At 58.7% G+C, this 12,711-nt stretch carries 19 protein-coding genes and 2 tRNA genes; 12 read left to right on the forward strand and 9 right to left on the reverse strand.

Features of this window, described 5'->3' with window-relative positions; all coding sequences use genetic code 11:
- Positions 1–85 precede the first annotated feature (85 nt).
- Complete coding sequence (locus BRA42_RS00755) at positions 86–367, reverse strand: hypothetical protein (protein ID WP_292409301.1); 282 nt, start codon at positions 365–367, stop codon at positions 86–88.
- A 99-nt stretch (positions 368–466) separates the two neighbouring features.
- Here BRA42_RS00755 and BRA42_RS00760 point away from each other — a divergent pair, with 99 nt between their 5' ends.
- From BRA42_RS00760 to BRA42_RS00805, 10 genes are all read left to right on the forward strand, one after another.
- Entirely contained in the window at positions 467–733 is a 267-nt protein-coding gene (locus tag BRA42_RS00760) for a hypothetical protein (RefSeq protein WP_292409303.1), read from the forward strand.
- Entirely contained in the window at positions 712–1,146 is a 435-nt protein-coding gene (locus BRA42_RS00765; RefSeq protein WP_292409306.1) for a hypothetical protein, read from the forward strand. Before BRA42_RS00760 ends, BRA42_RS00765 begins: the two co-directional genes overlap by 22 nt.
- Positions 1,146–1,295 (forward strand): hypothetical protein, encoded by a 150-nt coding sequence (locus tag BRA42_RS00770; RefSeq protein WP_292409307.1) that lies wholly within the window; start codon positions 1,146–1,148, stop codon positions 1,293–1,295. The genes BRA42_RS00765 and BRA42_RS00770 overlap by 1 nt, the downstream gene beginning before the upstream one ends.
- Positions 1,296–1,940 (forward strand): DNA-methyltransferase, encoded by a 645-nt coding sequence (locus tag BRA42_RS00775; protein ID WP_292409309.1) that lies wholly within the window; start codon positions 1,296–1,298, stop codon positions 1,938–1,940.
- The gene (locus BRA42_RS00780; protein ID WP_292409311.1) at positions 1,937–2,146 is read left to right on the forward strand and encodes a hypothetical protein; all 210 of its coding nucleotides are present in this window, start codon (positions 1,937–1,939) and stop codon (positions 2,144–2,146) included. The genes BRA42_RS00775 and BRA42_RS00780 overlap by 4 nt, the downstream gene beginning before the upstream one ends.
- Positions 2,147–2,344, forward strand: a complete 198-nt coding sequence (locus BRA42_RS00785) for a hypothetical protein (protein ID WP_342770409.1) — start codon at positions 2,147–2,149, stop codon at positions 2,342–2,344.
- A complete protein-coding gene (locus BRA42_RS00790) occupies positions 2,341–2,481 on the forward strand; it encodes a hypothetical protein (RefSeq protein ID WP_292409315.1) in 141 nt (46 codons plus the stop codon). Before BRA42_RS00785 ends, BRA42_RS00790 begins: the two co-directional genes overlap by 4 nt.
- Before the next feature lie 10 nt (positions 2,482–2,491).
- On the forward strand, positions 2,492–2,902 hold the full coding sequence (locus BRA42_RS00795) for a hypothetical protein (RefSeq protein WP_292409317.1): 411 nt from the start codon (positions 2,492–2,494) through the stop codon (positions 2,900–2,902).
- Positions 2,903–3,138: 236 nt separating this feature from the next.
- Complete coding sequence (locus BRA42_RS00800) at positions 3,139–3,702, forward strand: hypothetical protein (RefSeq protein ID WP_292409319.1); 564 nt, start codon at positions 3,139–3,141, stop codon at positions 3,700–3,702.
- Positions 3,703–4,003: 301 nt separating this feature from the next.
- On the forward strand, positions 4,004–5,050 hold the full coding sequence (locus tag BRA42_RS00805; protein WP_292409320.1) for a hypothetical protein: 1,047 nt from the start codon (positions 4,004–4,006) through the stop codon (positions 5,048–5,050).
- Positions 5,051–5,655: 605 nt separating this feature from the next.
- Here BRA42_RS00805 and BRA42_RS00810 read toward each other — a convergent pair.
- Positions 5,656–5,727, reverse strand: a tRNA-Thr gene (locus BRA42_RS00810).
- Positions 5,728–5,800: 73 nt separating this feature from the next.
- Positions 5,801–6,097: a DUF3467 domain-containing protein gene (locus BRA42_RS00815; RefSeq protein WP_292409322.1), complete on the reverse strand. Its 297-nt coding sequence runs from the start codon at positions 6,095–6,097 to the stop codon at positions 5,801–5,803.
- A gap of 135 nt (positions 6,098–6,232) precedes the next feature.
- Between BRA42_RS00815 and BRA42_RS00820 the strand changes: the two genes are divergently transcribed.
- Entirely contained in the window at positions 6,233–6,895 is a 663-nt protein-coding gene (locus BRA42_RS00820) for a CRISPR-associated protein Cas4 (RefSeq protein WP_292409324.1), read from the forward strand.
- Here BRA42_RS00820 and BRA42_RS00825 read toward each other — a convergent pair whose 3' ends face one another.
- From BRA42_RS00825 to BRA42_RS00845, 5 genes are all read right to left on the reverse strand, one after another.
- On the reverse strand, positions 6,896–7,825 hold the full coding sequence (locus BRA42_RS00825; RefSeq protein WP_292409326.1) for a DNA polymerase subunit beta: 930 nt from the start codon (positions 7,823–7,825) through the stop codon (positions 6,896–6,898). It abuts the gene before it with no gap.
- A gap of 3 nt (positions 7,826–7,828) precedes the next feature.
- On the reverse strand, positions 7,829–8,404 hold the full coding sequence (locus BRA42_RS00830; protein ID WP_292409328.1) for an L-threonylcarbamoyladenylate synthase: 576 nt from the start codon (positions 8,402–8,404) through the stop codon (positions 7,829–7,831).
- Positions 8,404–9,084, reverse strand: a complete 681-nt coding sequence (locus tag BRA42_RS00835) for a DUF5612 domain-containing protein (protein WP_292409330.1) — start codon at positions 9,082–9,084, stop codon at positions 8,404–8,406. The genes BRA42_RS00830 and BRA42_RS00835 overlap by 1 nt, the downstream gene beginning before the upstream one ends.
- A gap of 163 nt (positions 9,085–9,247) precedes the next feature.
- Positions 9,248–10,192 carry a magnesium transporter CorA family protein gene (locus tag BRA42_RS00840; protein ID WP_342771186.1) on the reverse strand — a complete coding sequence of 315 codons (945 nt, stop codon included), beginning with the start codon at positions 10,190–10,192 and terminating at the stop codon, positions 9,248–9,250.
- A 208-nt stretch (positions 10,193–10,400) separates the two neighbouring features.
- The gene (locus BRA42_RS00845) at positions 10,401–11,615 is read right to left on the reverse strand and encodes an FprA family A-type flavoprotein (protein WP_342770615.1); all 1,215 of its coding nucleotides are present in this window, start codon (positions 11,613–11,615) and stop codon (positions 10,401–10,403) included.
- Positions 11,616–11,699: 84 nt separating this feature from the next.
- On the opposite strand from BRA42_RS00845, the gene BRA42_RS00850 reads away from it, so the two are divergent.
- Positions 11,700–12,548: a V4R domain-containing protein gene (locus tag BRA42_RS00850; protein WP_292409338.1), complete on the forward strand. Its 849-nt coding sequence runs from the start codon at positions 11,700–11,702 to the stop codon at positions 12,546–12,548.
- Positions 12,549–12,630: 82 nt separating this feature from the next.
- Here BRA42_RS00850 and BRA42_RS00855 read toward each other — a convergent pair.
- Positions 12,631–12,701 (reverse strand) — tRNA-Gly (locus BRA42_RS00855).
- Positions 12,702–12,711: the final 10 nt, after the last annotated feature.

The following is a 12,711-nucleotide window of genomic DNA, read 5'->3' on the forward strand; positions in this document are numbered from 1 at the left end:
CTTATAATTATAGGATCACCTCGTTCATAGCGGAATGAAACATCAATCCATATTCGGCGGCGCGGGGACACCCTAACGGGGAGCATTATCGTTTGAACCACCCCTCTTTCACTGTGATCCCCGATGGGGCACTTATCTGCTTCCCCTCTAGGTTTTCAAGCATTTTAGACCGGAGTTCTTCAAGCGCCTGAAGGACAGCATAATATGCTTCGGGCGTGTTTGGGGGCTCGTGCGCGGCGATGTATAGCGCGCATGCATGGATAATCTCGCCGCTACGGTCTCGGTGATGTGCGTCTGCAAGTCGATCAATTTGCTCAACCATGCCGGGATCCATCCTTACTCCAGTCTGTTTATTCCTTTTTGCCATTTGCCATCACCAAAATTTACCATTATATATCGTTGATAAACGTTGTAAAACCGGTAGGCATATATGGGTTTGTATATCATTGTTAATTTGTGGTAAACAATGGTAAATAAAAACCAGAAAGCCGCCCTTCTGCACTCCATTTGGTTCAAAGTCCCTACGTGGATGCTCGACGCGATCGATGAGGTACAGGTCAGCCACAAGTTGGTCACCCGCACCGAGGCGGCGCGGCTCATCGTTGTTCGAGGGCTCGATGCTCTCGGTATCGACACTTCAGATGTCGCAGAAGAGGAGGTCTCTGAAACGAAAGGCTCCGTCGAGCGAATTTTCATCAAAGGTGAGAATGCATGTCAAAAAACAAATGCCTGAACGGCAGCCCCGCGTGTTCCCACGCCTGCAAGCACCAGGAAAACCGGGCCGCCACATCTGTATCGGAATCTGAGAATATATTGGTTCGCCCGCGCGTCCCGGATACCTTTGCCTGCCGGGTCGCCAGGTGCCCTGACCTCATCGAGGGTACGAATCGGGCCGGCCGGCCGCACCGCACCTGCAGAGCGGCCGGAAACAAGTGCCCCGGGAAACTCAAGCAGTGCCCGACGGGCTGGCTGGACCAGCATTTGTCTGAGACCCCAAATGCTGCGAAGACCACCGCCTGCCCCCGATGCGGTGCGGACAGCATCCGGACCGGGACCGTGCAGGATGGCATCGGGGCGACGTATGAACGCTACCGGTGCCTGCGGTGCGGGCATGTGATCGTGGTCCAAGACGAGGGGTGCGCCTGATGCAGTACACTCTTTCCCGCGGCCCCTTCCCCGATGAAGCGCTTGCCGTAAGTCGGGCGTATCACATCGGGATCTCCGACGGCACACTTCGGCCCCGGCTGGATCTAGGCCGCTACTTTCGGCAGCGCCGGCTTCCGGGGGTGGAGTAAGTGAACTCCACTCTAATCCTCGGAGACTGTGACACCGGCATGGCGACGCTCCCCGATGACTCAGTTAACCTCATCTTCACCGATCCGCCCTACCTCGGGAAGACGTACGAGCAGGCGTACAGCACTCTCGCACGCCACGCCCCCAGGATCCTCAAATCCTCCGGGTTCCTCGTCATGTACTGCCCGCAGTTCTACCTCAACCGCATCATGCACATCTTCGAGGACGCCCCCGGCCTGAGTTACTTCTGGACCGTGGCACAACTCAACAGCGGTGCAAAAACAGTAGTGTGGGCCCGAAAGGTAATCTGCGGCTGGAAACCTATTCTCATCTACCAGAAACCCCCGATCACGCCGGTAGAAACCATCTTCTTAGATGTAGTCTCCGGGGCCCGGGCAAAGCAGTTCCATCAATGGGAACAGTCTATTCAAGAGCCGTTGCACTTACTCTCACGGCTCACACAACCCGGGGATCTCGTTCTCGACCCTTACGCCGGATCGGGAACGTCCCTCCTCGCGGCAAAGCTCCTCAACCTATCGTACCTCGGATACGAGATCGACCCGCTTGCATACGAGACAGCCCGGGCGCGGCTCCAGCAGGAACCACTCACCATCTCAACGCCTCGCGGGCAAGGGGTGGCAGAATGATCACCGCCACCCGAACAACAAAGGCCCTCCTCACCCGCACCCGGGGGAAGACATGGGACGTCATCCCCGGCACCGAGGAAGGAGAGTTCATCCGTGTACAGGTAGTGGGCCGGCACGCATCGTATTACTGCCGCCGCTCGGACCTCGACGGACGCCGCCAGCAGCTCTACCTCTACGAGCTCACAGCGCCGCAGGAGGCGGTATAGGTGCTTCTCTTCAAGCCCTCCTATCACGTCGAAGCCGTGATCCTCGGAAGGAAGACACAGACACGCAGGAATTGGAAGAAGCCGCGAGTGAAGATCGGCTCCCGCCACCTTGCAAAAACGGTGATGCTTTCGCCGGTCTGGTTCGCCCGGGTTGAGCTCCTCAACATCGTATTGAAGGGTGAGGGGGTGCCGGCATGACCCGCCAGGTCTCTCCCGCAGATATGGATCGGCTTCTCCTCGATCCTCGATGCACCCCCGCTCACCGGGCCGTCATCGATCTTAAGATCGAGTCGGGCGAGTGGGTCATTAAGGCCCCGGACCAGGCGCAAAACTGAGGGGAGCGCAATGGAAGACTTCCCTCATGCGATAGCGGACGCCATCAATGACTTCGAGGCGTCCGCCGGCGTCCGCGTCTGGCAGGTCATCGGCCGTCCGGGATCCTGGCGTGCCGAATACTCCGACCTCCACCCACCCAGGCGACCCCAACCGAGGGAGCCGCAGGCCACCGGTCCGGAACGTCTCTCCTCGTTCGGTGTCTCCGGCCCCCTCGCACCGCTCATGGAGACTCTCCAGGGTATAGCAGCGAAGGCCGGGACTATAAACCTCCACATCGCCCGACCGGCCCGGGACGCCGCTCCGCTCCTGATCTGGTGGACCGCCCGCGATCCACGAACTGCCCTGAGAACACCAGTTCTTCACCACGCACGGATTGAATGCGACTTTCGTACACGGAACAGCGGATCGCCCGCCTCATAGCGACGGGCGATCACACTCAGGCTCAGGTGGCGCGCTTACTCGGAGTTTCACGGAAGCACGTCAGCATCACTATACGGAAGTTACGCGAGCTCGGGCTACTCTGGCCGAGCTCCGCCACCCCGGGAAAAACGGATCAGTGGTGGGTGGGAGCCACAGACCTACGGGCCCCGCGGCCCCCGCCGGAGCTCTCTTCCTGCCGGGTTCACAACATCCGGCTTAAGTATCAGATTACCCGGATGGATGGCCTTCTCTCCCTCGATCCGCTGCACACCGGGTATTACCGCTCATGGAAGATGCGTAACGGGGAGCGTCACAAGTTCCTTGCCGCACAGCAGGGGCCGAACATGCCAGCTATAACGCTCGATCTGCACCCCCGGAGTATCGTAGCATACCCGGACGCCCAACAGCGGATTATAGCCCCTTCTATGGAGGTGGCGGAGGTGCGGGTCCTGCTCGCCATCCATGAAGCCGTGCAGAACTTCGTGCTTGCTCAGTACTACACCGGCTGCACGATCGAGGTGCATCACCCCGACGAGATCGGGAAGATCATTACTCAGCCCCATTACGCCTTCCGGGTCTCGGAGACTCTGGCGGACGGGGGAACTGCTCTCCCGGGTTGGTGGGTGGACCACAGCGAAGGCCCCGCCGAGGTGGAGACGATGGACCGGGGGGGAGCGTCCGCCCTTGACCGGGGGATTCTCCGGCTCCTCACTCACGATCGGGCGCTGGAGAAGATCGACGCCCTCACCGAGCAGGTGAGCAGGCTTACGGCGCTTATGGAGGGGAAGAATGGGGAATGACCTGTGTTCCCATTGCAGCGATCACTTGAGAAAGGCAGGTGTTTCGAGTTAAACCGCGAGAGGAGTGCGACAAAGGGCCTATACCGTGAAGAGGATGCACTCACAGTATTGCTGAGCGCGCGCTCAAAAGTCAATGTTACACACTTAACAATTCATGTATTATACACTTTCACACCGCGCATATGAAAAAGTTAAATATTCTAGGGTTCTTCATTGAGTATACATCCATACTCATAAATATCCAATGTGCAGATGAGTGTATTAATATCGGACCCAGAGAGCTGCGTGAGGGGTATGACGAATGGTCGGATCGAGAGAAATTAGTATTTACATTGCTTCACACAGTGAAGAACACCCCAAGATATCAGTTAATGCTCTTATCAGCAATTTTCAGGCGATCCAGAATTTAATGTATGTCGTATGCGATCACCTAGAGGGTCATAAACCAAGAGCTGCAGGTGACTTCCCCAAGACTGTGAAGGACAATTGCGAGCTGGAAATATCTGAGCTTAAGCAGGGTAGTGTCGACGCTACTGTGAGGCTTTCGCACAGTCAGTATGGACTTCCAGGTGTTGGAGGCACATTCGGGGAGCGTGCGATCTCCATTGCTGGCACCATAGTAGATATCGCTTCGAGTCAAGACGAGATCTACTCTAAGGTACTCGGTGTACTAAATAACGATGAAGATAGAGCGGTTAAATCCATCGAGGTCGTGGATAATCTCTGGCCGGAGCAAGATTCAATATATGATGTCAATATCGGGTTTGGATCTGCGGAGAAAGTAAAGTTAGACCCACAGAGAAAACCCATAATCAAGAATGCCATAATTAAGCCCCCAAAACCAATTAGAAAAACTGTCACGGGCCGTTTAGTAGAGTTAAGTGTAGATAAAAAGCGCCAGTTTATTATTGACACGCCTGAGGGTAAATATACCTGTAAGTATCCTCCAGAACTCGAAGGAATTGTGATAAAAAGAATTAAACAGCTTGTTAGTGTAAGTGGTTCAACTGAGGAGGGTCAACGAACTATTAATATTGCGAACGAAAAAGAATTCAAACCATTAAAAAATCTCCCTCTAACCCACATTCGATTCGATGAATCGCATGTTCTGTCTCTTCGAGTTCCTATCAACCTTGAAGTTGAGTTTGAAAATGACGAATATATCCTTTATAATGATGATTTCAGTCTCCTAGTTACATGCAATGACCTAAAAGATGGTGTAGATAGGATAAACGAAGAATTCAAGTTGCTATGGTTCGATTATGTTGAGGAGGATGTTAACAAATTGACTGAAGGAGGAGTTCAGTTCCGTGAAAAACTGCTATCACTACCGGCTGAGGGGATATAATTGGGAACCCGGAAAAACCGCAACATCCAAAATGCGTTGATAAGAAAAGGTTTCCAACAACATAACTCAAAAGACATCAAATTAACTCTCTACCATAACGGTAAAAAGACGCGGATAGTCACTTGGGTGAGTCACGGAACCAAAGAGATCAGTGATAAACTAATTGGGATAATGGCAAGACAGTTAAAAATCGAGAAAAATGAGTTTGAGAACCTTGTTGACTGTACCTTATCAGAGCAAGGCCTGATCGACCTATATAATAAACGAGAGATCCAGTTCTAAAACCCGATCCAAACTATTTCTATAGCCCTATGTAGGGTGCAACAATCCCTAACCCAAAAACCACGTCAGTCCCAGCTCATCCACTGGCACACAACGCAGGCCCAACCGATAGGTAGCCACTCCCTCTGCTCTCCCGATGACCGTACGTACACCCGGTTCATGATCGTTCCACAGTGGACGCACCGGGGGTGGGTCTCCTTCTTCTCCGTCATGGTATACCCTTTTCTCAACATCGAGATATTTATATCTTCTGCAGAACGAAAGCGCAGGAAAAGACATGAAACAGGTAAACAAATTACGGCTTTGAACCTCGGATGAAAAGGAGCCGCTGGGGGGACTTGAACCCCCGACCTGCTGATTACGAATCAGCCGCTATACCGCTAAGCCACAGCGGCGACTGCCTTACAACATTGTACGTCCGAAATTAAAAAGGTATCACCTGCCCGGAGACCGCCGCCCCGATCCCGTTCAGGAGTAGCCCCGGATGGTGACGTTACTCTCCTGGTGTGGGGCGGTCTCAGGGGTGGTGATCTTGCCGAACTTCTGTTCGTAGTCGGCAACGCTCTTTGCCAGCACCTCGACCAGATTTTTCGCGTGCCGGGGGCTGATCGAGACGATCGCCTTCGCACGCGCCTGGTTCATGCCGGGGATCTCGTGCAGGAAGAGGAACGTGAACTCGTCCTCCTTGTAGGCGATCTGGATCCGGTTCGAGTAGACCGGGTCGAGGTTGCCGGGGATGTTGACCGATATCTCTCGGTTTGCCATACTCTTCTTTTGTGACCTGCTTCGGCATAAGAGTTCGTCCCGGGTGCGGCCGGGGCCGGGACCCCGCACCGGTGCAGAGGACAAGCCCATATAAAGAGGGAGGACGTATGTCTCTCTCAACAGAACCGATTGCGCATGAACGAGTATATCCCGGTATCCGGCGTCGTCGCCTGTCACATCTGCCCCCGGCGCTACTACTTCGAGCGGTCGGAAGAGCGGGAGGAACCACCCCGCTACACCGTCTGCAAACAGGTCTCCATGCACCTTGGAGAACCCCTTGAAGCGGAGCGGATCTGGCAGGAAGTTCTCTGTGTTCTCCCCGATGCTCCCCCGGAAGCCCGGGAATTCCTCGACGAGTGCGTCGCCGCCTGCCGGGAGACGGCCTGGCAGACGCCGGTCCAGACCGACCTTGCCGTCGAGTCCGACCTCCTCGGCATCCGGGGGAGGATAGACAAGGTCTTTTCCGACGGCACGTTCGCCGTCACCCGGTCGAGCACCGCCCCGAAAGCCGGGGTCTATGGCACCGACCGCCTCCGGGTTGCCTGTTACGTCGCCTGTCTCCGGGAGACACTCGGGCGCGCCGTCACCGGCGGCTACGTCGAGTATGTCGCAAGCGGGACCTGCCGGTTCGTCGAGCCCCAGCCCCGCGACCGCAGGGAGATGATCAGGGCGATCCGGGCGGCAAAACGGGTCGTCGCGGGCGATATCCCGCCGCGGCCCCTCAGAGCGCCATGCGACGGCTGCCCCCACTCCGAGCGGTGCACGACCGGTCCGCGACGGCTCTCGGACCTCTTCTGACTACCCCGCGTTCTCAAGCAGCGTCTTTGAGACGATGTACTCCCCCTTCGCCTCGCGAGTCGTGCCGACGATCAGCCACCGCTCGTCGCCGTGCTCCTCCACGACACCCCGGGCCTCGATGACCTCCCCTGCAAGCGCCTGCCCCGCGTAGGTATGAGTGAAGGAGAGCACCCGGGAGATCTCACCGTGGGCCACGGCGTAGACCGCCGGGCTGTCGAAGGAGAGGGAGGCATCGGTGACCGTGGCCTCGATCGTCGTCCGGCCGACCACCTTCCCCTTGCCGGCAGGGACCGCATCCAGGTTCCCGTAGGCCCGGGTGTAGAGGAGGTCGAAGTAGGTCCCCTCGAACTCCCCCCGGTTCCACTTCCGCTGCTCGTGCAGGACAAAGGTGTCAAACGATATCTCCGGGACCCTCTTCTCGTAGACCTTCCGCCACATCGCGGTGCTCATCCCCGGGATCACCCCCGCCCCCACAAGATGCCGGAGCTGACGCTGAGCGGCAAACCAGGCGTCGCCATAGACCACCAGATCGATATCGGAAGCGGCGTTGTCCAGGCCGCAGAGGAGCGAGCCCGTGCACCCGAACGAACCCGGCGGGAGGTCGAAATGGGAGAGGAGCCTCCGCACCCGGGCGTTCCGGGCCGCCACCTTGCCGATCTCCTCTTCCGGTTTATACACCCGCACCACATCAGAGCGGGGCACCCGGTGGACCGAGTCCAGGTACTCCGGCTTATGCTCCCGGATCCAGGCAAAAGACTCGGCAAAGTCATATTTCCGATACCGTCGGCCGGAGAGGCTCGTTCGCTCCCCGCCATCATCGGGGACGTAGCGGAGGATACACCCGATCCGGTCGTCGTTGTCGTAATTCGAGACCGCATAAAGACAACCCTCGCGGTCCTCGATGAAATCACGAAGTCGTATCGGCCGCATGGTTCACCCTAACGTTTCCAGAAACGCCTTCACTGCTTCATATTCCGCGCCCTCCCGCAGGATGCGCCGGGCAGGGAGGTCAACCACCGTGCTCGGTGTTCCGGGAAGTTCTCCGCCGTCAACCAGATAGTCATGGGGCACGGAGACTTCTTCGGGCCGGGTTGGCGGGACATCCCCCGAGATGTTCGCGCTGGTGGCAGTGATGGGAGCGTCGAGCCGCGCGATGATCGCAAGAGCGAGCGCGTGATCGGGCCACCGGATGCCGACAAGGCCTGTGCCGCCGGTGAGGACAGCCGGCAGACAGGACTTCGCCGGCAGAATCACCGTCACCGGACCGGGCAGGAACCGCTCGATGAAGGCCCGCGCGGCCTCGTCCACCACTGCAACAGCCGAAAGCATCTCCATATCCGAGACTGCGACCGATACTGGTTTTCCCACCGGACGGTTCTTAGCCTCGTAGACCCGCATCACCGCATCCTCCGAGAGGGCGTCCGCCCCGAGACCATAGACCGTCTCGGTGGGATAGACGACGAGCCCGTCCCGCGAGAGCACCCTGACTGCCATATCTATCGGATCCATCAGAACTCACGCCCACGTACGCGGTTGATATCAAAGACTCCTTTGCCGCTGACGTGCATCACGGCAAAAACACCGGCCTGGATGGGATCGGTCACGACCAGGTCGGCATGCTGCGGAACGCTCCCGGCCATCTTGAGAGCGATCACCGGGATGCCCGCCTGCCGGACCCGGTCCACGGCCCGCGAGACCTCGCCGCCCATCAGCGACCCGGCGAGCACCAGGATCGACGCCCGGGGGAGCCGGGCCACCGCATCCACGGCAAGCGTCAGGTTCTGCTCCCCGACGAGGGGGATCGTGTCCACCGATATCCGCTCGCCGCGGATGTTGTGGCGGTCCGCCTCGTTTACAGCACCGAGCGCCACCTGCGCCACCTGCGCACCCCCGCCGATGATGATCACCCTTGTGCCGAATATCCGGGAGAACGGCGGGTAGATCGTGACGTCGACGACGGACGGAACCCGCGCAAGGTCGGCGACGAGTTCGCCGTGGTCTCCGCACTCCTCGAACTCAAAGTAGAGGTAGGCCCTCCCGACGTTCGAACCGGTGGTGATGATCGACTGCTGGATCATCTGGATATTGGCCTGGTAATTCGCCATCACCGTGGCCACATCGCGTAACACCCCTGCCCGGTTCTCGGTGATGATCGAGAGGGCATACAGATCGGCATCGCTGCTGGTCATGATCCTCCCCTGCCGGAGATCCGGGTGCTCTCCGATTGCCTGGTGGACAGGAAAAATTCGGTCATATAGCGCTAATTGTTAGATTTGGGTCTCATAAGGGTTATAGGTTTTCGGTATGGCAACCGCACCCGGGCAGAACCGGGACCGATTTTTCGAGCGGACATCATCTCCTGTGCCTGGCGGGATCGAGCAGCTCGCCCGCCCTGATGATCACGAAGGTCGCCACCGCGAGAACGCCCATCAGGCTGAGAATGACCCAGAATGCAAGAGAATGCTCTTTAAGCGGGAGGGATACTTCCATCCCCCAGAGAGCGCCGATGATGGCCGGGACGGAGAGCGCAATGGTGATCTCCGTCAGGGTCCGGACGAGGTTATTGAGGTTCAGCGAGACCAGAGACGTAAACCCACCGATGAGGTCGTTGTGGAGTTTTGCGGTGGTGTTGGCAACGGTGAGGCTCTCTCTGTTCCTATGGACAACGTCCTCCAGCAGGTCCCGATCCTCCGGCTCAAGGTACCTCGAACTCCGGAGCGCCTCAACCATCTCCTGATTGGACCCTAGAGCGGAGACGAAGTACGCGAGGCTCCGCTCGCCGTCCAGGAGATCGATCAGCCCCGTCCCGGTGAGAGCTCGCGTGAGCACCTCCTCATCGAGTACACCCCGCTCCCGGATCTCTCCCAGATGCACCTTGAATATCCGGGCGTTTTGCAGCAAAATCATCAGACAAAACCTGTGTCTCTCGTAGGTGGGGACCGCATACGCATCTTCCAAAAGGAGGTCGAAGATTAATTCCGGATCGCGAGAGCAGATCGTGACGATCATCTTCTCCCGGAGCACGATGCCGAGCGGTTGCGTCACAAACGGCACCGACTGCTCTGCACCGGAGCGGGAACAGAGCAAGACAATAGAGAGGGAACCATCCAGTTTCCTCGCCCGGGCCAGCGCATCCGGATCGAGGGCCTCTTCGATACAGTCCCGGGGGATACCGTGCTCCTGGATAAGGTATTCTTTCTCCTCGTCGGACGGGGCCAGCACATGGACCCATCCGCCTTCTTCCGGGTGATCCCGCAGCGTCAGGGCGCCGTCGACCGTCCTGAACGGAAAGATCATGGCAGGGAGAGAGACACCGAGATTAAAAATGGTATCCTCCGGGGAGGCGGAGAAGAGTGATGCCTCGAGCCGCTGCTGCGGGGCAACACAGCAACACACAGGATAACAAGCGCAGGACGGCGACCGTGCGGGCGGCGGGGCGCAAAAAAAAGTACGGGTCTGGACCCCTTCATGGAAGGCGCCCGGGTGCGGGAGAGGAGCCCCGGCGTTACCGGGTCCGGATCTCCCGCGCCACCTTCCGCCCGAGCTCGTAACACCGGGCGAGTTCGCCGGCATCCGGGCGGTAGTTCACCTGGAACCCGCCTTCGATCACCTCGATCCCGGCTGCCTTCAGTGCCTCTTCGGCCTGGGCGACCGCGCCGCCCATGCCGCCGTGCGATCCGAACGCACACCCGATCTTCTTTGCCGTAAGGCGCCCCGGCCGCAGTCCCCGGAGGTAGCTGAGGAACCCTGCCACCGTGGGGAGAACCTCGTCCTGGAGTGTCGGCGACCCGATGAGGACCGCCTTTGAGTCGAGCACATCCGTGACGACGTCGCTCCGGTGCGTCCCCTCGTAGCGGCCGTCCCGGAGGAGGCAGACCTTGACGTCAGCCCCTTCGGCCATGACGCCCTCGGCGATAGCCCGGGCCATCATCGTGGTTGAGTTGTGCATGGTGTCGTAGACGATTGTGACCTTATCCTTCGAGACGCCCCTGCTCCAGTCGGTGTAAGCCTTGAGAATGTCCCCGGCATGCGACCGCCAGATAACGCCGTGGCTCGGCGCGACCATCTTGATCTCGATGCCGAGTTTTCCGACCTCGTCGAGCTTCTTTAAGACCTTCGGTGCGAGCGGGATGATCAGGTTCGCGAAGAACTTCTGTGCGTGGGCCATCGCCACGTCCTTCCCGAGCTGGTCGTCGAACCGGGCGGCGCTTGCAACGTGCTGCCCGAAGGCGTCGTTCGGGAAGAGAATGGCATCCTCGGCAAGGTAGGTGAACATCGAGTCGGGCCAGTGGAGCATCGGCGCTTCAAGGAAGGTGAGCGTCTTGCCGCCGAGGTCGAGGGTGTCGCCGGTCTTGACAACCCGGATGTTCCAGCCTGTCGTATCGTAGTGGCGGGCAAGGCCGGCCTTCGCCCGCTCCGTGCAGTAGATCGGGATACCGGGCATCTGCCGCACGAACGCGGGCAGGGTGCCGGAGTGGTCCATCTCGATGTGATTCACAACAATGTAGTCGATCTTAACGGGGTCGGAGACAGACTCGATCCGGCCGAGGACCTCTTCCTCGAACCCATGGTAGGCGCCGTCTATGAGCGCCGTCTTCTCACCCTGAACGAGATAGGCGTTGTAGGTCGTTCCCGGGAGGGTGTAGCCGTGATACTCCCGAAGGTTCCAGTCGATTGCCCCGACCCAGTGGACGCCGGGGGCGAGTTTCGTAGCCATCATTTTTTATCCCTCAAGTCGTTCTGCTTTCAACGAACATTCTACTATATCCGAACATTTGATATATCTTCCTTTCGATCCTGATCTATGGAGCAGGTAATGACCGGCAAAGGGAGAGCCGGCCGGCCGAAGCCGGACAGTGAAATAGACCTGTACTCGACGCCGGGCGGGATACGGGCGGTCGAGAATCCGGTGCGGCGTGCGATCCTCTCGGCACTCAGGGAACGTGAGTGCACATTCGACGACCTCGTCGCCCTCGCCGGACGGGCGAAGTCGACAGTCTCGGTGCATCTCCAGGAACTCGCGGCGGCAGGCGTGGTCGGGTCACGGACCGATCCGGAGGATGCAAGACGGAAAGTCTTCTTCCTTTCCGGCAACCTCGTCGCGAGCGTCTCATCGGAGGAACGGGTGGCCGGCAACCTCGCCGCCTATGCGGGGGCGTACTACCGGACAGGGGCGGGCGACCCTTTCGTGTTCTACAAACTGACCTTCCGGACGATCCGGGTCTCGCTTATGCAGGAGGGGATCCTCCTCGACCCGCTCCTCACCCAGGCCGGGGAGCGGGTCGGGGCGGAACTCTATCCAGCGCTCGCCGACCCGGAGACCGGACAATTTTGCACGAATATCGCCCGATTCTGGGACGAACACCACCTCGGTCGGGTCGAGGTCACAGGGACGCAACCGTTAACGCTCCTCATCTACGACTGTTTCGAGTGCGCCGACCTCCCGGTCACCGGCAAACCCGCGTGCGCGTTCGACTCCGGCATCCTCCGGGCGCTCTTCTCCCGCCACTACGGGCGGCCGACGGCGGCGATCGAGACCCGATGCTACTCGATGGGATTTGACCACTGCCGGTTTGAGGTGGTGCCGGAGGAGAAGGGAGAGAGGACACCCACGGATAATGAACCGGGTACGCTCCCCCGGCGCGCTACATGAAAAATGCCGGGGACCATTCAGGTACAGCAGCTACACGAGTTATCCCAAGAGAATGAAAGAAGGAGTCGGATAATAATTCCGATGCGATAGCCGGGAATCGAACCCGGGCTAGAGGCTTGGGAAGCCCCTGTCCTACCGCTAGACTACTATCGCACAGGTACCA

The organism is Methanoculleus sp. UBA374, assembly GCA_002508705.1.
In the GTDB taxonomy this organism is placed as follows: domain Archaea; phylum Halobacteriota; class Methanomicrobia; order Methanomicrobiales; family Methanoculleaceae; genus Methanoculleus; species Methanoculleus palmolei.

Bases quoted from the DNA above. Each gene is read 5' to 3' on its own strand.
- BRA42_RS00850 (WP_292409338.1), top strand. From the start codon at position 11,700: ATGGAGCAGGTAATGACCGGCAAAGGGAGAGCCGGCCGGCCGAAGCCG.
- BRA42_RS00790 (WP_292409315.1), top strand. From the start codon at position 2,341: ATGACCCGCCAGGTCTCTCCCGCAGATATGGATCGGCTTCTCCTCGAT.
- BRA42_RS00760 (WP_292409303.1), top strand. From the start codon at position 467: ATGGTAAATAAAAACCAGAAAGCCGCCCTTCTGCACTCCATTTGGTTC.
- BRA42_RS00755 (WP_292409301.1), bottom strand. From the start codon at position 367: ATGGCAAAAAGGAATAAACAGACTGGAGTAAGGATGGATCCCGGCATG.
- BRA42_RS00805 (WP_292409320.1), top strand. From the start codon at position 4,004: ATGGTCGGATCGAGAGAAATTAGTATTTACATTGCTTCACACAGTGAA.
- BRA42_RS00770 (WP_292409307.1), top strand. From the start codon at position 1,146: ATGCAGTACACTCTTTCCCGCGGCCCCTTCCCCGATGAAGCGCTTGCC.
- BRA42_RS00845 (WP_342770615.1), bottom strand. From the start codon at position 11,615: ATGATGGCTACGAAACTCGCCCCCGGCGTCCACTGGGTCGGGGCAATC.
- BRA42_RS00835 (WP_292409330.1), bottom strand. From the start codon at position 9,084: ATGACCAGCAGCGATGCCGATCTGTATGCCCTCTCGATCATCACCGAG.
- BRA42_RS00765 (WP_292409306.1), top strand. From the start codon at position 712: ATGTCAAAAAACAAATGCCTGAACGGCAGCCCCGCGTGTTCCCACGCC.
- BRA42_RS00840 (WP_342771186.1), bottom strand. From the start codon at position 10,192: ATGATCTTTCCGTTCAGGACGGTCGACGGCGCCCTGACGCTGCGGGAT.
- BRA42_RS00815 (WP_292409322.1), bottom strand. From the start codon at position 6,097: ATGGCAAACCGAGAGATATCGGTCAACATCCCCGGCAACCTCGACCCG.
- BRA42_RS00830 (WP_292409328.1), bottom strand. From the start codon at position 8,404: ATGGATCCGATAGATATGGCAGTCAGGGTGCTCTCGCGGGACGGGCTC.
- BRA42_RS00780 (WP_292409311.1), top strand. From the start codon at position 1,937: ATGATCACCGCCACCCGAACAACAAAGGCCCTCCTCACCCGCACCCGG.
- BRA42_RS00820 (WP_292409324.1), top strand. From the start codon at position 6,233: ATGAACGAGTATATCCCGGTATCCGGCGTCGTCGCCTGTCACATCTGC.
- BRA42_RS00795 (WP_292409317.1), top strand. From the start codon at position 2,492: ATGGAAGACTTCCCTCATGCGATAGCGGACGCCATCAATGACTTCGAG.
- BRA42_RS00800 (WP_292409319.1), top strand. From the start codon at position 3,139: ATGGATGGCCTTCTCTCCCTCGATCCGCTGCACACCGGGTATTACCGC.
- BRA42_RS00825 (WP_292409326.1), bottom strand. From the start codon at position 7,825: ATGCGGCCGATACGACTTCGTGATTTCATCGAGGACCGCGAGGGTTGT.